Raw genomic sequence first — 18,516 nt, forward strand, 5'->3', positions numbered from 1 at the left:
GGTGGGAGGCGCCGTTGCCGTGCGACGCCGGAGCGCCAGGGCGGCGAGACGGGCGGCCGTGGCGAAGGGCATGGGGCGAGCCTAGTGGCGAGGTGAGGGCGGCGTCGCCGATCCATCCGGCGCGTGGCCGCCGGATCAGTAGGGTGGACCCCATGTCTGTCGAGAGTCAGGTGGCGGCGCCGATCGCCAAGCGGGTGCCGACCGAGCGGGTCCATCACGGCGACGTCTTCGTCGACGAGTACGAATGGCTGCGCGACAAGGAGAGCCCCGAGGTCATCGGCTACCTCGAGGCCGAGAACGCCTACACCGAGGCGCAGACCGCGCACCTGGCCGGGCTGCGGGACAAGATCTTCGAGGAGATCAAGTCGCGCACCCAGGAGACCGACCTGTCGGTGCCGACCCGCATGGGCGAGTACTGGTACTACTCCCGCAGCTTCGAGGGCAAGCAGTACGGCGTGCACTGCCGGTGTCCGATCGACGCGAGCGCGGGCGAGATACAGGCGTGGACGCCGCCGCAGCTCGAGGTCGACCGGGAGATCCCCGGCGAGCAGGTGCTGCTCGACAGCAACGCGCTCGCCGAAGGCCACGATTTCTTCGCCCTCGGCGCGTTCTCGATCAGTCACGACGGCCATCTGCTGGCCTACTCGGTCGACACCGTCGGCGACGAGCGCTACACGCTGCGGGTGAAGGATCTGCGCACCGGCGAACTGCTGCCCGACGAGGTCGCGGGCACCGCGCCCGGGGCCACCTGGTCGCTGGACGGGACCCACATCTTCTACCAGACCGTCGACGAATCCTGGCGACCCGACACCGTCTGGCGCCATCGCCTCGGCACCGCCACCGACGCCGATGTGAAGGTCTTCCACGAGCCCGACGAGCGCTACTGGGTCAGCGTCGGCGCGACCCGCTCGGAGAAGTACCTGATGATCTGGGTCGGCTCCAAGATCACCACCGAGGGCTGGGTACTGGAGTCCGACGATCCCGAAGGCGAGTTCCGGGTGATCCTGCCGCGCCGCGAGGGCGTGGAGTACTCCGCCGAACACGCGGTGATCGGCGGAGTGGACCGTTTCCTGATCCTGCACAACGACATCGGCGCCGACGGTGTGAAGGCACAGAACTTCGTGCTGACCGAAGCGCCCGTGGACAACCCGTCCGAGCTGCGTACCCTCATCGAGCACCGCGACGACGTGCGGCTCGAGGACATCGACGCCTTCGCCGACCACCTGGTGCTCAGCTACCGTCGTGAGGCGCTGACCCGGGTCGCGGTCTGGCCGCTCACCGAGTCCGGCTACGGCGAGCTGCGCGAGCTGGAGTTCGATCTCGAATTGTTCTCCGTCGGCATGGGCGGGAACCCGGAATGGGAACAGCCGACCCTGCGCATCGGACTGACCTCGTTCATCACCCCGATGCAGGTCTTCGACTACGTGCCCGCCACCGGCGCGCTGCTGCTGCGCAAGGAACAACCGGTGCTCGGCGGCTACGACGCGGGCGACTACGAACAGCGCCGGGACTGGGCGGTCGCCGAAGACGGCACCCGGGTGCCGATCTCGGTGGTGTGGCGCAAGGGCTCGGCCGATCCCGGTGAGCAGGCCCGCCCGCTGCTGCTCTACGGCTACGGCTCCTACGAGTCGAGCATCGATCCGGGCTTCTCGGTGGCGCGGTTGTCGCTGCTGGACCGCGGCATGGTGTTCGCGGTCGCGCATGTGCGCGGCGGCGGTGAGATGGGCAGGCTCTGGTACGAGAACGGCAAGACGCTCAGCAAGAAGAACACCTTCACCGACTTCGTGGCCTGCGCCCGCCACCTGATCGAGACCGGGGTCACCGCGCCGGATCGCCTGGTCGCCGACGGCGGCAGCGCGGGCGGGCTGCTGATGGGCGCGGTCGCCAATCTGGCGCCGGAGCTGTTCGCGGGCATCCTGGCCAATGTGCCGTTCGTCGACCCTCTGACCTCGATCCTCGACCCGTCGTTGCCGCTCACCGTCATCGAGTGGGACGAGTGGGGCAACCCGCTGGCCGACAAGGACGTCTACGAGTACATGAAGTCGTACTCGCCGTACGAGAACGTGCGGGCCGGGGACTACCCGGCGATTCTGGCGATCACCAGCATCAACGACACCAGGGTGCTGTACGTGGAGCCGGCCAAGTGGGTCGCCAAACTGCGCGCCACCCGCACCGGCGACGCGCCGCTGCTGCTCAAGACCGAGATGAGCGCCGGGCACGGCGGGGTCAGCGGCCGGTACGCGAAGTGGAAGGAAATCGCCTTCGAGTTCGCCTGGGTGCTCGACACCGTCGGTCTCGCCGCGTGAGGTGACGGACTGCGCCGTCGCGGTGCCGGTGGTGCCCGTGTGACGGTATTGCCGACGTCGTGACAGGGAGTTCGTCGCCCCGTCATGTCGGCTGCACGGGGTGTACACGTGCGTCCGGCATCGTGGTGTCATGAACGCCGAGCTGATCGTTTCCGTGTCGGGGATCAGGGACACCACGCGCGATGCGGCGATCGAATTCGCCGCCGAGATGGATCGGCGGCGGGTCCGGCTCTCGCTGTTGGTGGCACCTCGGCTCAAAGGCGGCTACCGGCTGACCGAGGACCCAGCCACCCAGGCGTGGTTGCGCGGCAGGCGCGCCAGGGAGGACGCGATCGTGCTGCACGGCTACGACCAGGCCGCCACCAAGCGCCGCCGCGCGGAATTCGCCGCGCTGCCTCGCCATGAGGCGCGGCTACGGCTGACCGCCGCCGACCGGGTGATGGAGCAGGTGGAGTTGCGCACCCGCTTGTTCGCCGCGCCCCGCTGGAGCGCCTCGGACGGCGCGCTGGACGCGCTGCCCGACGTCGGCTTCCGGGTCGCCCTCGGTCTGACCGGCATCTACGACCTCGAACGCGGCAGCGTGCAGCGGGCCCGTGTCTACGGGATCGGCGAAGGGTTCCGTGCCGAGCCCTGGTGGTGCCGGGCACTGGTGATGGGCGCGGCCAGAACCGCGCGCCGGGGCGGTGTGCTGCGGCTGGCGATCTCCGGTGCTCAACTCCAGCGCCCCGGCCCGCGTCAGGCGATGCTCGACGCGGTGGATCTGGCGCTGTACCACGGCGCGATCAGCGAGGTCTACCGCCGCGAGCCTGCCTCCGTCCGCCGCGCGGCGTGAGCCGGCTCCTCGGGGGATGACAATTCGGGTCGCGATTCCGCGGCGCAATTGTGACCAAGATCGCGGGTAGTGGCGCGGCCGGGCGGCATACCCGGCCCGAGTGATCCGAATCAGGCTGTGGGTGGCGGCATTCGCGGCGTTCGATTCCCGGCGTGCAAACACACCGCTATCTACGATGTCGGCGGCGATTTCCGGTGTTTCGGTCGGATTCCTGCGATTTCAGATGATCGTGGCCGGTCAATCCGGTGGCCTGGGAAAGATTTTCGAGAAAATTTCGCCCGCGCGGTTTGTGATCACCGCGAATGAGCAAACCTCCCAGTGCAAGCACCCATGACACAGACGAAAGGATGCACCATGGATAGCCTGCTCGAACTCATCGTGGAACTGATGGTCTCGCTGAGCGCGGACGATCCGATCTGAGTCGGTTCCGCCGTTCTCTTGACCGCCGCCCCGCACCGGAGTTCTCCGGTGCGGGGCGGCAGTCGTTCGCCCTTGCTCGTCGCGGCGCGAAACAGTCGCGGGAGAAGGGGATCAGGCCGGGAAGTCGCGGCTGTCCTCGGCGGGCAGCACGGTGAACTCGGTTCCCTCCGGTCGCATTTCGGTGAGCCGCCCGAAGTAGATGCCCCTGGCCTCCGGGGCGACGATGCCGTAATGGATCGGAATCGCGGTGCGCGGGTTGACCGCTCGCAGATAGTCCACCGCCTCGCTGATCTTCATCCACGGCGCGGCCGCGGGCGTGGCCAATACGCCGACCGGCACCGGCGGCACCCACAGCGAATCGCCGGGGTGCACCAACTGTGCGGGGTCCTCGGCCGTCCCCAGCTGGAAGACGGTGTTGTCGATCACCGGCAGCTCGGGATGGATGACCGCGTGCCTGCCGCCCCCGCCGGTGATGCGCAGCCCGTCGAGATCCAGGACGTTGCCCGCGCGCACCGCCTCCCAGCGGCCGCCGCGCTGTACCGCGGTCTGCGGGTCCGACAGCAGCCGCGCGCCGGGATTGGCCTCGGTCAATGCGTCGATGCGTGCCGGGTCGATGTGGTCGGGATGCTGATGGGTGATCGCGATCGCGTCCAGGCCGGTGATGCCTTCGAAACCGTGGGAGAACGTCCCCGGATCGAACAGGATCTTCTTGCCGTGCAGCTCCACGAGCAGGCAGGAGTGTCCGAAATGGGCTATGCGCATGGCGCCATGCTATGCGGCTCGACCCCGCAGGTGGCCGGACACCGGAGGACAACTAGGCTGCATGGGTATTCCCCGCAACCACCACCCTGCTCGGGTGGTGTCCTCAGAGCTAGGAGCAACTCGTGGCACGAGTCGTGGTCGAGGTGATGCCGAAGGCCGAGATCCTGGACCCCCAGGGACAGGCCATCGTCGGCGCACTCCCGCGCCTGGGATTCGAGGGCATCTCGGATGTCCGCCAGGGCAAGCGGTTCGAACTCGACGTGGCCGACGACGTCAGCGATGCCGAGCTCGAGCAGATCGCCGAGCGCCTGCTGGCCAACACCGTCATCGAGGAGTGGAAGGTGGTGCGGCTCTCGTGAGCGCGCGCATCGGCGTCATCACCTTCCCCGGCACCCTCGACGACGTCGACGCGGCGCGGGCGGTGCGGCTGGCCGGCTCCGAGGCGGTGAACCTCTGGCACGCCGACGCCGATCTGAAGAACGTCGACGCGGTGATCGTGCCCGGTGGCTTCTCCTACGGCGACTACCTGCGCGCGGGCGCCATCGCCCGGTTCGCGCCGGTCATGGGCGAGGTCGTCCGGGCGGCCGGGCAGGGCCTGCCGGTGCTGGGCATCTGCAACGGCTTCCAGGTGCTCTGCGAGGCGGGCCTGCTGCCCGGCGCGCTGACCCGCAACGAGGGCCTGCACTTCATCTGCCGCGACCAGTGGTTGTCGGTCGAGTCGGTGAACACCGCCTGGACCTCCCGTTACGAACCCGGCGCGCAGATCCTGGTGCCGCTGAAGTCCGGCGAGGGCCGCTACCAGGCCTCGGCCGCGGTGCTCGACGAACTCGAGGGCGAGGGCCGCGTGGTGTTCCGCTACGCGGGTGAGAACCCGAACGGCTCGCAGCGCGGCATCGCGGGCATCGCCTCGGCCAACGGCCGGGTCGTGGGCCTGATGCCGCACCCCGAGCACGCCACCGAGCCGTTGACCGGTCCCAGTGACGACGGCCTCGGCCTGTTCCTGTCGGTGCTCGACAGCCTCGTCACGGCCTGATCCCGACGCCGTGGAGGGTGTCGACGATCTCGAAGTCGACGCCATCGACGCGTGCCAGGCGGCTGGGGCGCACGGCTTGCCTGCCACGGAAGAAGCACGGCCCGTCCGGTGCGTCGAAGGCGGGCTTGTCGCGGACACTCCGCTCGATGGCGGGCACCTCGAGGGAGCCCGCGGTCTCGGCGACCTCGCGCAGTGTGTGCAGGGCCTCGTACCCGGCGTTGCTGAAGGTCGTCAGGCCCGGGGTGAAGGTTCCGAAGCGGCGGCGATATCGCGCCCTGAGATCGTTGCCACGGCACTGACCGACGAAGAAGCTCGAGGGCACGTAGAGATTGCGGTGCGCGGTCGGACCGCCCGCCAGCAGCACGTTCTCATCGACCGACGGGCCGACCCTGACCTGCGTACCGTCCCGGCCCGAAGCGGCGAACTGCCGGTTGAACGCCGCGGCGTCGGCGCCGAGCAGCAGGACCAGCACGCCTTCGGCGCGGTCCAGATCGGGGTGGTTCAGGAAGTCGGTGAAGTCGCCGAGACCCGGCGCCAGGAACTGTTCGAGCACCACCTCGCCGAACTCCGCGTCCTCCCGACGCATCGTCTTGGCGAGTTCGCGCGGCCAGACGTAATCGGCGCCGATGATCGCCCAGCGTTGCACCCCGAGTTCACGGCGGGCCCAGGACAGCGCCGCCAAGGTGTGCTCGGCCGGATGCTCGCCGAGCATCAGCACGCCGGGTGGCGTCGGCAGGCCCTCGTGACAGGCGGCGTAGACATACGGCACGCGCCCGCTGTTGGCCTCCGCCACCGCCATCCGCACCGCCGAGGTGTGCCAGCCGGTGATGGCGTGCACCATGCCGGTCGCCAGCAGCGCCGAGATCTCCGCCGCGACACGTTCCGGCGCGCGTCCGCCGTCGATGTTCGTGACGCGGATCTCGCGGCCGAGAATCCCGGTGCCCGAGTTGATCTCCTCGGTGGCCAGCGACACCGCGTTGTCGCTGGAAGGGACGGCGATCGCCAGCGGTCCGCGCATCGGCACTATGTTGAGGATCTCGACGGTGTCCTCGGCGCTCTCGCCGTACGCGGACATTCGGTACTCTTCTTCTCGATCGAGCGAAAATGGCAGGCGGGAAAACGATGACCACCATTGTAAGCCGCACCGCGACATTGCACGGTGCGCTGCGCGCCGCGGAACGCCGATGGCTGCGCCACCTCGACGACACCCTGTGCGCGCGGCAACTCTCGCCCGATCAGTGGTCGATGCTGTGCAATCTGTCCGCCGATACCGGCATCACCATGAGCCAGCTGGCGGCCAGGGCGCAGCTGGCGCCGTCCTCGGCCACCCGGCACGCCGACCATCTGGCCGAACGCGGACTCATCTTCCGGGTCGCGGCCGAGGAGGACCGCAGGCGCATCCTGATCGGGCTGAGCACGCGCGGTGTGGAGCTGGTCGCCGCGGTGCGCGCCGACGAGGCGCTCGCCGAACAGCGGGTACGGACGACGCTGGGCGCGCGCCGCTACGAGGAGCTGTTGCGGCTGCTCGAGGTCGTCGCCGAGGCCTGAGCGCGGCGAGCCGCGGACCGTCCCGGCACCGTGGTCTTTCCCGGCGTCGCGGGCGGTGCTGCCTAGGATCGGCGGTATGCCAGTTGCCGCCACCCCGACCACCCCGACCACCACCGCCACCGCCGAAGGGCTGTGCGCTTTCATCGACGCCTCGCCCTCGCCGTTCCACGTCTGCCGGACCGTCGCCGCCGAACTCGACGCGGCGGGTTTCACCCGGTTGTCGGAATCCGCCGCGTGGACCGCGGGTGCACCGGGCAGGTACTACGTGGTGCGCGGAGGTTCGCTGGTGGCCTGGGCCGACACCCCCGGCTCCGCCGCCACGCCGTTCCGGGTGGTCGGCGCGCACACCGACAGTCCCAACCTGCGCGTCAAGCAGCATCCCGACCTGGTCTCGGCCGGGTGGCGGATGGTCGGCCTCGAGCCCTACGGCGGCGCGTGGCTGAACTCCTGGCTCGACCGTGAGCTGGGATTGTCCGGCCGCTTGACCGTCCGCGACGGCAACTCCGTGCGCACCGAACTGGTCCGCATCGACGATCCGATTCTGCGGGTGCCGCAACTGGCGATCCACCTGTCCGAGGACCGGCGCGGGGTCAGTCTCGATCCGCAGCGCCACGTCAACGCCATCTGGGGCGTCGGCGAAACGGGCGGCGCGTTCCTGGATGTGGTCGCCGAATATGCCGCAGTGCCACCGGAATCGGTGCTCGGCTGGGAACTGATGACCCACGATCTGGCCCCGAGCCGCCTGGTCGGCCGCGAACGCGACCTGGTCAGCGCGCCGCGGCTGGACAATCAAGGCACCTGCTACGCCGGTCTGCACGGGTTCCTGGCCGCGGCCGCCGCGCCCGGCACGGCCACCCCGGTGCTGGCCATGTTCGATCACGAGGAGGTCGGCAGCCAGTCCGACCGCGGCGCGCAGTCGGATCTGCTGCCCGCCGTGCTCGAGCGCATCGTGCTCACCCGGGGCGGCGGCCGCGCCGAATACCTGGCCGCGCTGGCCGGTTCGATCTGCGCGTCCGGGGACATGGCGCATGCCACCCATCCGAACTACCCCGAGCGCCACGAACCCGCGCACCGCATCGAGGTCAACGGCGGACCGGTGCTCAAGGTCAATCAGAACCTGCGCTACGCCACCGACGCCACCGGCGCGGGCGCGTTCGCGCTGGCCTGTGCCCAGGCCGGAGTCCGGTTGCAGCGCTATGTGCATCGCGCGGATCTGCCCTGTGGTTCCACGATCGGCCCGATGACCGCGGCGCGCACCGGTATGCCGACCGTGGACGTGGGAGCGCCGCAGCTGGCGATGCATTCGGCGCGCGAACTGATGGGCGCGGCCGACGTGGTCTCCTACGCCGCCGCGCTGGCCGCGTTCTCGGCGCCCGAAGGCGAGGCCGCGGACTCGGGCCGGTAGGTGAACGCGGCGACCGCGAGTACGCCCAGGGTGACCAGCACGTAGCTGCTGCCGATGATCTGTTGCCACCACGCCCAGTCGAGCTCGCGGTCCTCGGAATGCGGCAGCAGCCAGTGCGGCCCGATCAGATACAGCACGGTGATCGCGCCCGCGACGCCGGCGAACAGCCGCCACGGCGCCTGCCCCGCGCGTCTGCGCACGATCACCTCGGCGGTGAGCAGCAGGGCGGGCGCGGCCCACACCCAGTGGTGCGACCAGGAGACGGGGGAGACCAGCAGGATCGCGGCCGCGTTCACCAGCAGCGCCGCGACGTGCGCCCCGGCCCGGATCAGATGGTGCATCCACACCGCGGCCAGCGCCACCGCGATCACCGCGAGGACGAGCCAGACGACCGTCGCCGCGGTGTCGGGGACGCCGAGCCGGAAAGCCAGGCCCTTGAGTGACTGGTTGCCCGCGAAGTAGGGCGGACCGATGCGGCCGGTGTCGGCGAGCGTGCGGAACCAGTACTCCACCGAATCGCTCGGGAACAGCAGGAAGCCCAGCCCGACCGCGCCGATCGCGGAGACCACCATGGTGCCCGCGGCCTTCCAGTCCCGGCGCAGCAGGAAGTACAGCAGGAAGCCGCCCGGAATCAGCTTGATGGACACCGTGATACCGATGAGCATGCCGCGCGGCCAGAAAGGCTTGCGCACCAGGCAGTCCACCGCGACCGCGGCCATCAGCACCAGGTTGATCTGACCGAAGCCGAAGGTCTGGCGCACCGGTTCCAGGTAGAGCGCCAGCGCCAGCGCGGCGATCACCACCGGCACCGCCACGCGCGGGTCCAGGCCGGGGCGCAGCCGGGCGAGCACCAGCCACAGCGTCAGGCCGAGGCAGCCGAGCGAGGTGAGCAACACGACGACCTCGGCCAGTACCAGCGGCATCAGCGCCAGCGGGGCGAAGAACAGCGCGGCCAGCGGCGGATAGGTGAACGGCAGTCCGATCCCCGCGACCGGCGGCATCGGCCCGTACAGCTCGCCGCCGTCCAGCCACACCCGGGCGCCGTTGCGGTAGACCTGCAGGTCGATGTATCCGCTCCACCAGTGCGCCAGCAGCGAGACCAGCGCGGAGACGGCGAAGAGCGCGAGCGCCGCGGCCAATAGGCGCAGCCGCGAACCCGCGGGCCCGGCCGCGGGTTCTGCCGATCGGCGGGAGGGGGATTCGGCGCTGTCGGGGTGGGGGGTGCCCAGGTCGGCAGGCTTCGCGGCCTGCTCGGCCACCCCCGATCGTTCGTTCACCCGCCCAGAGTACCGGTGCGCTCCCCTTGCCCGGCCCGGAGTTCGGAGTCCGGGCAACCGCACGGTCACGGGCGGTGCTCTGTTCCTGACCGGCTGTGTGGTGCGCGGACACTCTGTGCCGCGCGCGATCTCGGGTGCGCTGCGCGCCCGCGGCAACGGCGCAGCGACCGCAGTGGACGGGGAATCGGTTGTCGGCGGGGCGTGCCCGGTATGTCCGAGTGTGCCCCCGCGGCCGTCGGCGGGGCCCTCACCTGCGGGGCCGTCGCGGGTGACCCGTAGACTGAGCCCGCCCTCCCGTCATGTCGACGGGACCGGAGCTCGTCGCTTCACAATGCCCGGCCGAAAGGACCCTGGTACTCCGTGACTCCGCAGGTCGACACCGTCAGCGCAGCCGCAGCAACCCCCGAGGTCGCGCAACCCTACAAAGAACTGGGTCTCAAGGACGACGAGTACGCCCGCATCAAAGAGATCCTCGGTCGCAGGCCGACCGACGCCGAGCTGGCGATGTACTCGGTGATGTGGAGCGAGCACTGCTCGTACAAGTCCTCCAAGGTGCACCTGCGCTATTTCGGTCAGACCACCACCGACGAGATGCGCGCCTCCATGCTGGCGGGCATCGGCGAGAACGCGGGCGTGGTCGACATCGGCGACGGCTGGGCGGTCACCTTCAAGGTGGAGAGCCACAACCACCCCTCCTACGTGGAGCCCTACCAGGGCGCGGCCACCGGCGTCGGCGGCATCGTGCGCGACATCATGGCGATGGGCGCGCGCCCGATCGCGGTGATGGACCAGTTGCGCTTCGGCGCGGCCGACGCCCCCGACACCCGTCGCGTGGTCGACGGCGTGGTGCGTGGTGTCGGCGGCTACGGCAACTCCCTCGGCCTGCCGAATGTCGGCGGCGAGACCGTCTTCGACGCCTCCTACCAGGGCAACCCGCTGGTCAACGCGCTGTGCGCGGGCGTGATGCGGGTCGAGGACCTGCACCTGGCCTTCGCCTCCGGCACCGGCAACAAGATCATCCTGTTCGGCGCGCGCACCGGTCTCGACGGCATCGGCGGCGTGTCCGTGCTCGCCTCGGACACCTTCTCCGGTGACGAGTCGGGCTCCGGGCGCAAGAAGCTGCCCAGCGTCCAGGTGGGCGACCCGTTCACCGAGAAGGTGCTCATCGAGTGCTGTCTCGAGCTGTACGCGGCCGAGTTGGTGGTCGGCATCCAGGACCTCGGCGGCGCCGGATTGTCCTGCGCCACCTCCGAACTCGCGGCGGCCGGCGACGGCGGCATGTTCATCGAACTGGACAAGGTACCGCTGCGCGCGACCGGCATGACCCCGGCCGAGGTGCTCTCCAGCGAGTCCCAGGAGCGCATGTGCGCCGTGGTGACCCCGGAGAACGTCGACGCCTTCATGGCGGTCTGCGCCAAGTGGGACGTGCTGGCCACGGTGATCGGCGAGGTCACCGACGGTGATCGCCTGGTCGTCAGCTGGCACGGCGAGACCGTGGTGGACGTGCCGCCGCGCACCGTCGCCCACGAGGGCCCGGTCTACGAGCGCCCGGTGCGGCGTCCCGATTACCAGGACGCGCTGATCGCCGACGCCGCCGACGCGCTGGCCCGGCCGAAGACCGGCGAGGAACTGCGCGAGACGCTGCTGAGGATGATCTCCAGCCCGCAGCTGTGCAGCCGCAAGTGGATCACCGAGCAGTACGACCGCTACGTGCGCGGCAACACGGTGCTCGCCGAGAACGCCGACGCCGGCGTCATCCGCATCGACGAGGAGTCCGGCCGCGGCATCGCCCTGGCCACCGACGCCTCCGGCCGCTACACCAAGCTCGACCCGTACACCGGCGCGCAGCTGGCGCTGGCCGAGGCGTTCCGCAATGTCGCCACCACCGGGGCGACCCCGAAGGCCGTCACCAACTGCCTGAACTTCGGTTCGCCCGAGGATCCCGGCGTGATGTGGCAGTTCCAGCAGGCCGTGCGCGGCCTGGCCGACGGCTGTGTGGCCCTGGGCATTCCGGTGACCGGCGGCAATGTCAGCTTCTACAACCAGACCGGTCAGGACGCGATCCTGCCGACCCCGGTGGTCGGGGTGCTCGGCGTCATCGACGACGTGCACCGGCGCATCCCCACCGGTCTGGGCCTCGAGCCCGGCGAGACGCTGATCCTGCTCGGCGACACCCACGACGAGTTCGGCGGCTCGATCTGGGCGCAGGTCGTCCACGATCATCTCGGCGGCGTGCCGCCGAAGGTCGACTTCGCCCGTGAGCAGCTGATCGCCGAGGTGCTGGTCGCCGGCTCGCGCGACGGCATGATCTCGGCCGCGCACGACCTGTCCGAGGGCGGTCTGGCCCAGGCGGTCATCGAGGCCGCGCTGGCGGGAGAGACCGGCTGCCGCATTCTGCTGCCCGAGGGCGCCGACCCGTTCGTGACGCTGTTCTCGGAATCGGCCGGTCGCGTGCTGGTGGCGGTGCCGCGCTCGGAGGAGACCCGGTTCACCAAGATGTGCGAGGCCAGGCAGCTGCCGTGGGTCCGCATCGGCGTGGTCGATCAGGGCTCCGAGGAGATCGAGGTGCAGGGGCAGTTCTCCATCCCGATGACCGAGCTGCGTGCGGCCTTCGAGGGCACCCTGCCGAAACTGTTCGGCGCGCAGACAGTCTGAGCGGACAACCGGCATCCGGTCGCGGCCGTCCGGCCACTCCGTGGCAGGCCGGGCTGCGCCGGGCAGGTATCCGGACCGACCACGCATACTGTTCGGGTGCTCGAGAAAGCGGACACCTTGACGAGGCTGCGTACGCGCGGCGCCGTCCTGGCGCGCCGGGCCGAGGTCGTCATCGACCTCAATTACGTCGGAATGGTCGTCGCCACGCTGTTCTTCGCGCTGTCGGTGACCCCGTCCCTGGTGCCGCGTGACTGGCTCTTCCAAGGGCTGATCAGCGGGGTCAACGCCGCGCTCGGCTACGGCCTGGGCTGTCTGCTGGAGTGGGGCTTCCGTTCCTGGATCCGGCCCAGGCTCACCAGGATTCCGCCCGCGCCGACCTGGGTGCTCTACGCGGTGAAGACGGCGGTGCTGGTGACCGCCGGGCTGACCGCGGCGCTGATGCTGGTGCAGTCGGCGCGCTGGCAGCGCGAGATCACCGCGCTGATGGGCATGGAGGGCACCACCACCCCCGCCTACCTGCGTACCGGGCTGCTGAGCCTGGTGATCGGCGTCGTGGTGGTGGCCGTCTACCGCACAGTCCGCGAGATGGTGCTCTTCCTGGCCAGGCACCTCAACCGCTGGGTGCGGGTGCCGCGCGAGCTGGCCCCCGCCGTCGGCGCGCTGGTGCTGGTGGTGGTGGCGACCACGATCTTCAACGGCGTCGCCACCCGGGCCTTCTTCGCCGTCGCCAACTCGGCGTTCAGCGTGCGCAACGATCACACCTCGCCCAACGCGGTGCAGCCGCAACTGCCGCAGCGCTCGGGCAGCCCGGATTCCTTCGCGGCCTGGGACACCCTGGGTTTCGAGGGGCGCTGGTTCGTCTCGCAGGGGCCCACCGCGAGCCGGATCGCCGCGGTCACCGGCCGTCCCGCTCGAGAGCCCATCCGCGCCTACGTCGGCCTGGAATCCGCCGAAGGTGCGGAGACCCAAGCCGAGCTGGCGGTGCGCGAGCTCGACCGCGCGGGCGCTTTCGACCGGAAGGTGCTGGTCGTGGCCACCAGCACCGGCACCGGCTGGGTGAACTCGATGGCCGCGGGCGCGATCGAGTACATGTACGGCGGGGACAGCGCGATACTGGCCACTCAGTACTCGTATCTGCCCAGTGTGCTGTCGTTCCTGGCGGACAAGAGCAAGGCCGCCTCGGCGGGCAGGCAGATCTTCGACGCGGTGTACCAGCGCTGGTCGCGTGAGCCGGTGGAGGGCAGGCCGAAGCTGTTCGTCTACGGGGAGAGCCTCGGTTCGCAAGGGTCGGAGGAGGCGTTCACCGGGCTGGCGGATCTGCGCGGCAAGGTCGACGGCGCGCTGTGGGTCGGGCCGCCGAATTCCAACCGGCTGTGGAAGCAGATCGTCGATCGCCGCGACCCCGGCTCGCCGGAGGTACTGCCGGTGTACGCCGACGGGCTGGTCGTGCGCTTCGCCGCCGACGCACCGGATCTGGCGGTGCCCGGCCCGGAATGGCAGTCGCCGCGCATCGCCTACCTCCAGCACGCCTCCGACCCGATCGTCTGGTGGTCGCCTGACCTGATCTTCTCCCGCCCCGACTGGCTGGCGGAACCGCGCGGTTCGGATGTGTCCTCGCAGATGCGCTGGGCGCCGTTCATCACCTTCTGGCAGGTCACCGCCGACCTCACCAACGCTCAGGGTGTCTCCGACGGTCACGGCCATCGCTACGGCAGCCTGGTCGTCGACGCCTGGGCCGCCATCGCCCAGCCCGCCGGCTGGACCCCCGAACTCGCCGAACGGGTGCGTTTCCAGCTGGAGTCGGCCGAGGACTTCGAACGAGCCACCAAGTGAGCCGGCGCTTTTCCCGCGGGCACGCGATCCGGTCGCTCCCCGCAGTCGCCGCGCTGATCGCCCCGCCGCTGTGGAACAACCGGATCGCCCCCGCGCTCGGCCTGGGCCGCCGCGGCCGCACCCTGGCCCACCTGGGCTTCGCCGCCGGTTACGCCGCCATCCTGGGGGGTCGGCCGAACTGGCGTTCCACCGAGGGCGTTCGGGTAGGGCTCACGGTGAGCTCGGTCCTCGCGACCGGCGCCGCCGCCGCGCTCGCCGTCGCCCCGGTGCGCTCCGCCCTCATCGAGACCCCCGCCCGCGTGCCGGAGGTGTCACCGGCGGAATGGATCGCCGTGCACATCCCGTTCGGCACCGTTCTGGTCGAGGAACTCGTCTTCCGCGCCACCCTCGACCCGCTCCTGGCCGACCGGTTCGGCCCCCGCCCGGCCCTGTTCCTCGGCGCGGCCGCCTTCGGCCTCTGGCACGTCCACCCCGCCCGCAGCGCGGGTGATCCGGTGATTCCCACCGTCGTCGCCACCACCGCCGCGGGCGCCCTGTTCACCCTGCTGAACCGCTACGCCCACAGCACCGCCGCCCCCGCCCTGCTGCACTTGACCCTCGATGCCACCGGAGCGGTGATCGCCACCCTCGTTCGGCTCGGCGGATAGCGCGCCACCGGGCACTGTTCCCGTGTGCCGGTAGCGAGCGGTCCGCGGCGTCGACGGTGTGGGCAACGGACACCTCCCGAAGCCGGTCGGTGTCGTCGCAGGACCGAGACGTCGTGGCAGCGGCCGGCGAGGACGGCGGTAGCCTCGGCGGGTGGCACGGCGCAGAGTTGATCCGGGGGAGTTGCTGGCCGCGGTGGCGGCGGTGGGCGAGTGGTTGCGCGACGAGCGGTCGGCCGCGCCGACGCGCGCGGAGATCGCGGCCGCGGTGCGGGCGACCGCGCGGGCGCTGGCGGATTCCGCGCCGGGCCACTCCGTGGAGGTGCGGGTACCGCCGTTCGTCGCGGTGCAGTGCGTGGAGGGGCCGAGGCACACGCGCGGGACGCCGCCCAATGTCGTGGAGACCGATCCACGCACCTGGTTGCTGCTGGCCACGGGACTGTCGGAATTCGCCCGCGCGGTAGAGGACGGGGTGGTCACGGCGTCGGGAAGCCGGGCGGGCGAGATCGCGCGCTGGCTGCCGATCACGCGACCGCCCGCTGAATAGTAGGCGACGAACAGCCCGCGACCGATCTCACACCCGGTCCGCGCCCGAGCGCGTGCCGAGCCCACGCCGGGCGCCCCGGCTCAGGCGGGAACGCGCTCGCCCGCGCTGCGGTGCAACCCCTTGTGGTCGTAGAAGCGGGTGACCACCAGGCCGAAGATCGCGCCGAACACCAGGCCGAAGATCGTCATCCACAGCCCGCGGCTCAGCCCGGCCGTGAAGTCGGCGTTGAAGTACAGGATGGCGCGCACGGACAGGTACACCTGGTGCATGGGCTCGAACGTCGCCAGCCAGGCGAAGTAGCTCGGCGTCGCCTCGATCGGCACGGTGCCGCCCGAGGAGGGCAGGCCGAGCACCACGAACAGGATCAGGTTCACCAGCAGACCGGCCGAGCCGAACGCCGCCAGCATGGACAGGCCCGTCACCCCGACCGCGATGATCGCCAGCGCGCTGTAGAGGTACAGCGCCAGCGGGCGCTCGACCGGCATGTCGAGGGCGTGCGCCACCACCAGGAAGACCCCGGCGATGACGATCGCCGCGACGGTCATCACGCCCCATTTCAGCGCCAGGGTGCGCACCCGCGAGATCGGCGTCGGCGGGAAGTGCACGTACCAGGGGCCGTACTCGGTCGGAACGAAACCGAACGCCGCGTCGACCATGGTGTGGATCGTCATCGCGCCGATCACGCCGACGAGCAGCAGCAACAGCGCGAAGAAGAACGCGGTCAAGCCCTCGCCGGTGCCGCTGGGCAACGGCCGGAACTCCTCGTGCACCAGCCGGAGCGGGGATTCCAGGGTGAGCTGGGTCGCGCCGCTGATCTCGGTGGGCTCGCCGCCGTCGGGCGGGGTGAGCTGGGCCCGCACCTGCTCGGTCAGCTGTCTGCCGACCTGCTCGTTCACCCGGGGGAACATCTGATCGGCGATGCGGTCGACGATGGTGGTCGCGAACGGGCCGACCCGGGGATTGGTCTGCACGATGATGATCGGCTGCTCCATGTCGCCGGGCACCACGCTGCCCACGCCCAGGATGCCCAGGCGCTTGCTGAAATCGCCGGGGATGATGATCGCGCCGTACACCTGCCCGTTGCGCAACTGCCGTTGCGCCTCGCCGATGCCCAGCTCGCGCAGGTCGATCTCGTCGGCCGGAACCTCGGCCAGGATGCCCTCGGCGACCTGTGTGCCGAAATTCACCTGCCTGGGTTCTTCGGGTGTGCCGAGCGTGTCGCCGACGTCCATGTTCACCAGCGCCACGGGGAACCCGTGCAGGTTCTCCTCCGGATCGGCCACGTAGGCCAGGTACAGATAGCTCAGCAAGGTCGCGACCAGTGTGATCACGACCAGCGGAAAGACCGTCGCGCGCAGCAGTGTGTGCGACCCGCGCGGGCGGGACGGTTCGGTCTTTTCCGTCGGCTGGTTCTCGATGGTCACGATCGAAAGGTACCGCCGAGGCGGCTGTCGGCACATCGGCCGGAAGTGTGATTGCCGTCGGTATGCCGAAGCGATGATCGCGCGACCAGCCGACACCCGTAGAATGGCTGGAGCCCCCAAGCCCGCCCGAACAGGGAGCGTACGGTGATCAACGCCGAATCCGCGGCCGACTACGTCGCCGCCACCTCGGACCAGGACGAGAACGAACCACGCGAGGAGTGTGGTGTTTTCGGTGTCTGGGCCCCGAGCGAGGACGTGGCAAAGCTCACGTACTACGGCCTCTACGCGCTCCAGCATCGCGGCCAGGAAGCAGCGGGCATCGCCGTCTCCGACGGTCAGCAGATCCTGGTGTTCAAGGATCTCGGCCTGGTCAGTCAGGTGTTCGACGAGCAGACGCTGGCCGCCATGCCCGGTCACATCGCCGTCGGGCACTGTCGCTACTCCACCACCGGTGGGGTGACCTGGGAGAACGCTCAGCCCATCTTCCGCACCACCGCCGTCGGCTCCGGCCTGGCCCTCGGCCACAACGGCAATCTCGTCAACACCGCCGAACTGGCCGGTCGCGCGCGGGAACTCGGCCTGATCGGCACGCCGGTCGCCGAAGGCCGCCCGCAGCCGGTGGGAGCCACCTCCGACTCCGATGTGATGACCGCGCTGCTGGCCCACGCCGCCGCGGACTCGAGCATCGAGCAGGCCGCGATGACACTGCTGCCGCAGTTGCGCGGCGCGTTCTGCCTGACCTTCATGGACGAGCACACCCTCTACGCCGCGCGTGACCCGCACGGCGTACGCCCGCTGTGCCTGGGCAGGCTCGAGCGCGGCTGGGTCGTGGCCAGCGAGACCGCCGCCCTCGACATCGTCGGCGCCGCCTTCGTCCGCGAGATCGAACCCGGCGAGCTGCTGGCCATCGACGCCGAGGGCGTGCGGTCGATGCGCTTCGCCAACCCCGAGCCCAAAGGCTGTGTCTTCGAGTACGTGTACCTGGCCCGCCCGGACTCCACGATCGCCGGCCGCTCGGTACACGCGACCCGCGTGGAGATCGGGCGCAGGCTCGCCAAGGAGCATCCGATCGAGGCCGATCTGGTGATCCCGGTGCCCGAATCCGGGACGCCCGCCGCGGTCGGCTACGCCCAGGGTTCCGGGGTGCCCTACGGCCAGGGTCTGATGAAGAACGCCTACGTGGGCCGCACCTTCATCCAGCCCAGCCAGACCATCCGTCAGCTCGGCATCCGGCTCAAGCTCAATCCGCTGCGCGAGGTCATCCGCGGCAAGCGCCTGGTCGTGGTCGACGACTCGATCGTGCGCGGCAACACCCAGCGCGCCCTGATCCGGATGCTGCGCGAGGCGGGTGCGCTGGAGATCCACGTGCGCATCGCCTCTCCGCCGGTCAAGTGGCCCTGCTTCTACGGCATCGACTTCGCCTCCAGGGCCGAGCTGATCGCCAACGGCGCGGGCGCCGACGACAGTTACCAGGACATGGTCGAGGCCGTGCGGCGCTCCATCGGCGCGGATTCGCTCGGCTATATCTCCACCGAAGGCATGATCGCCGCCACCGAGCAGCCGCGCTCGCGACTGTGCTGCGCGTGCTTCGACGGCGATTATCCGATTCCGCTCCCGACCGAAGCTTCCATCGGGAAGAATCTGCTGGAGGGCATGCTCACCGGACAGCCGGAATCGGTTCTGCTCGGCGACAATGCCAACGCCAGCGCGCTGAGTCGACCCTGACTACCGAGTCGACCCTGACTACTGTCCTCGAGCCGTCTCGCGATCGGGTCGCGTGCGGCCGACACCATGCGTGCCCGATATCCGGTTCGGGTAGCGTGATCAGGC

16 protein-coding genes are annotated in these 18,516 nt (G+C 70.1%); 12 read left to right on the top strand and 4 right to left on the bottom strand.

The annotated features are described in order from the left end of the window. The first annotated feature begins 152 nt into the window (after positions 1–152). The 3 genes from NS3_RS19680 to NS3_RS29195 all read left to right on the top strand — a co-directional run bounded on the left by NS3_RS19680 (position 153) and on the right by NS3_RS29195 (position 3,472). A complete protein-coding gene (locus NS3_RS19680) occupies positions 153–2,306 on the top strand; it encodes a S9 family peptidase (protein ID WP_067861869.1) in 2,154 nt (717 codons plus the stop codon). Between the two features lie 130 nt (positions 2,307–2,436). Then, positions 2,437–3,138, top strand: coding sequence for a DUF2334 domain-containing protein (locus NS3_RS19685; protein WP_067861872.1), 702 nt, complete (start codon positions 2,437–2,439; stop codon positions 3,136–3,138). Positions 3,139–3,238: 100 nt separating this feature from the next. Next, positions 3,239–3,472, top strand: a complete 234-nt coding sequence (locus NS3_RS29195) for a hypothetical protein (protein WP_157101433.1) — start codon at positions 3,239–3,241, stop codon at positions 3,470–3,472. 197 nt (positions 3,473–3,669) lie between these two features. On the opposite strand, the gene NS3_RS19690 is transcribed toward NS3_RS29195, so the two are convergent. After that, entirely contained in the window at positions 3,670–4,320 is a 651-nt protein-coding gene (locus NS3_RS19690) for an MBL fold metallo-hydrolase (RefSeq protein ID WP_067861875.1), read from the bottom strand. Between the two features lie 122 nt (positions 4,321–4,442). Between NS3_RS19690 and purS the strand changes: the two genes are divergently transcribed. Both purS and purQ read left to right on the top strand, forming a co-directional pair. Then, positions 4,443–4,679, top strand: a complete 237-nt coding sequence (purS, locus tag NS3_RS19695; protein ID WP_040794334.1) for a phosphoribosylformylglycinamidine synthase subunit PurS — start codon at positions 4,443–4,445, stop codon at positions 4,677–4,679. Then, complete coding sequence (purQ, locus tag NS3_RS19700) at positions 4,676–5,353, top strand: phosphoribosylformylglycinamidine synthase subunit PurQ (RefSeq protein ID WP_067861878.1); 678 nt, start codon at positions 4,676–4,678, stop codon at positions 5,351–5,353. The genes purS and purQ overlap by 4 nt, the downstream gene beginning before the upstream one ends. Here purQ and NS3_RS19705 read toward each other — a convergent pair. Continuing rightward, positions 5,343–6,428, bottom strand: coding sequence for a substrate-binding domain-containing protein (locus tag NS3_RS19705; protein WP_067861881.1), 1,086 nt, complete (start codon positions 6,426–6,428; stop codon positions 5,343–5,345). The genes purQ and NS3_RS19705 overlap by 11 nt on opposite strands. Positions 6,429–6,475: 47 nt before the next feature. Between NS3_RS19705 and NS3_RS19710 the strand changes: the two genes are divergently transcribed. Both NS3_RS19710 and NS3_RS19715 read left to right on the top strand, forming a co-directional pair. Then, positions 6,476–6,901 (top strand): MarR family winged helix-turn-helix transcriptional regulator, encoded by a 426-nt coding sequence (locus NS3_RS19710; protein ID WP_067861884.1) that lies wholly within the window; start codon positions 6,476–6,478, stop codon positions 6,899–6,901. Between the two features lie 76 nt (positions 6,902–6,977). Continuing rightward, positions 6,978–8,306 carry a M18 family aminopeptidase gene (locus NS3_RS19715; RefSeq protein WP_067861887.1) on the top strand — a complete coding sequence of 443 codons (1,329 nt, stop codon included), beginning with the start codon at positions 6,978–6,980 and terminating at the stop codon, positions 8,304–8,306. On the opposite strand, the gene NS3_RS19720 is transcribed toward NS3_RS19715, so the two are convergent. Continuing rightward, complete coding sequence (locus NS3_RS19720; RefSeq protein WP_084495754.1) at positions 8,243–9,583, bottom strand: glycosyltransferase 87 family protein; 1,341 nt, start codon at positions 9,581–9,583, stop codon at positions 8,243–8,245. The genes NS3_RS19715 and NS3_RS19720 overlap by 64 nt on opposite strands. A gap of 360 nt (positions 9,584–9,943) precedes the next feature. On the opposite strand from NS3_RS19720, the gene purL reads away from it, so the two are divergent. The 4 genes from purL (at position 9,944) to NS3_RS19740 (ending at position 15,262) form a co-directional block, all read left to right on the top strand. After that, positions 9,944–12,238 carry a phosphoribosylformylglycinamidine synthase subunit PurL gene (gene purL, locus NS3_RS19725; protein WP_067861890.1) on the top strand — a complete coding sequence of 765 codons (2,295 nt, stop codon included), beginning with the start codon at positions 9,944–9,946 and terminating at the stop codon, positions 12,236–12,238. A 96-nt stretch (positions 12,239–12,334) separates the two neighbouring features. After that, positions 12,335–14,071 carry an alpha/beta hydrolase gene (locus NS3_RS19730; protein ID WP_067861893.1) on the top strand — a complete coding sequence of 579 codons (1,737 nt, stop codon included), beginning with the start codon at positions 12,335–12,337 and terminating at the stop codon, positions 14,069–14,071. Next, on the top strand, positions 14,068–14,718 hold the full coding sequence (locus tag NS3_RS19735) for a CPBP family intramembrane glutamic endopeptidase (RefSeq protein WP_067861896.1): 651 nt from the start codon (positions 14,068–14,070) through the stop codon (positions 14,716–14,718). Before NS3_RS19730 ends, NS3_RS19735 begins: the two co-directional genes overlap by 4 nt. Before the next feature lie 151 nt (positions 14,719–14,869). Further along, positions 14,870–15,262: a sterol carrier family protein gene (locus tag NS3_RS19740; protein ID WP_067861898.1), complete on the top strand. Its 393-nt coding sequence runs from the start codon at positions 14,870–14,872 to the stop codon at positions 15,260–15,262. Positions 15,263–15,342: 80 nt separating this feature from the next. Here the strand turns inward: NS3_RS19740 and NS3_RS19745 are convergent, their stop codons facing one another. Beyond that, positions 15,343–16,686, bottom strand: coding sequence for a YhgE/Pip domain-containing protein (locus NS3_RS19745; protein ID WP_307610418.1), 1,344 nt, complete (start codon positions 16,684–16,686; stop codon positions 15,343–15,345). Between the two features lie 144 nt (positions 16,687–16,830). Here NS3_RS19745 and purF point away from each other — a divergent pair, with 144 nt between their 5' ends. Next, positions 16,831–18,411: an amidophosphoribosyltransferase gene (gene purF / locus NS3_RS19750; RefSeq protein WP_067861901.1), complete on the top strand. Its 1,581-nt coding sequence runs from the start codon at positions 16,831–16,833 to the stop codon at positions 18,409–18,411. The last annotated feature ends 105 nt before the right edge of the window (positions 18,412–18,516 follow it).

Origin of the sequence: Nocardia shimofusensis NBRC 100134, from assembly GCF_001613125.1 — a bacterium.
GTDB lineage: Bacteria > Actinomycetota > Actinomycetes > Mycobacteriales > Mycobacteriaceae > Nocardia > Nocardia shimofusensis.

Coding starts and splice junctions, on each gene's coding strand:
- NS3_RS19690 (WP_067861875.1), bottom strand. CDS start 4,320: ATGCGCATAGCCCATTTCGGACACTCCTGCCTGCTCGTGGAGCTGCAC.
- NS3_RS19715 (WP_067861887.1), top strand. CDS start 6,978: ATGCCAGTTGCCGCCACCCCGACCACCCCGACCACCACCGCCACCGCC.
- NS3_RS19710 (WP_067861884.1), top strand. CDS start 6,476: ATGACCACCATTGTAAGCCGCACCGCGACATTGCACGGTGCGCTGCGC.
- NS3_RS19685 (WP_067861872.1), top strand. CDS start 2,437: ATGAACGCCGAGCTGATCGTTTCCGTGTCGGGGATCAGGGACACCACG.
- NS3_RS19680 (WP_067861869.1), top strand. CDS start 153: ATGTCTGTCGAGAGTCAGGTGGCGGCGCCGATCGCCAAGCGGGTGCCG.
- NS3_RS19705 (WP_067861881.1), bottom strand. CDS start 6,428: ATGTCCGCGTACGGCGAGAGCGCCGAGGACACCGTCGAGATCCTCAAC.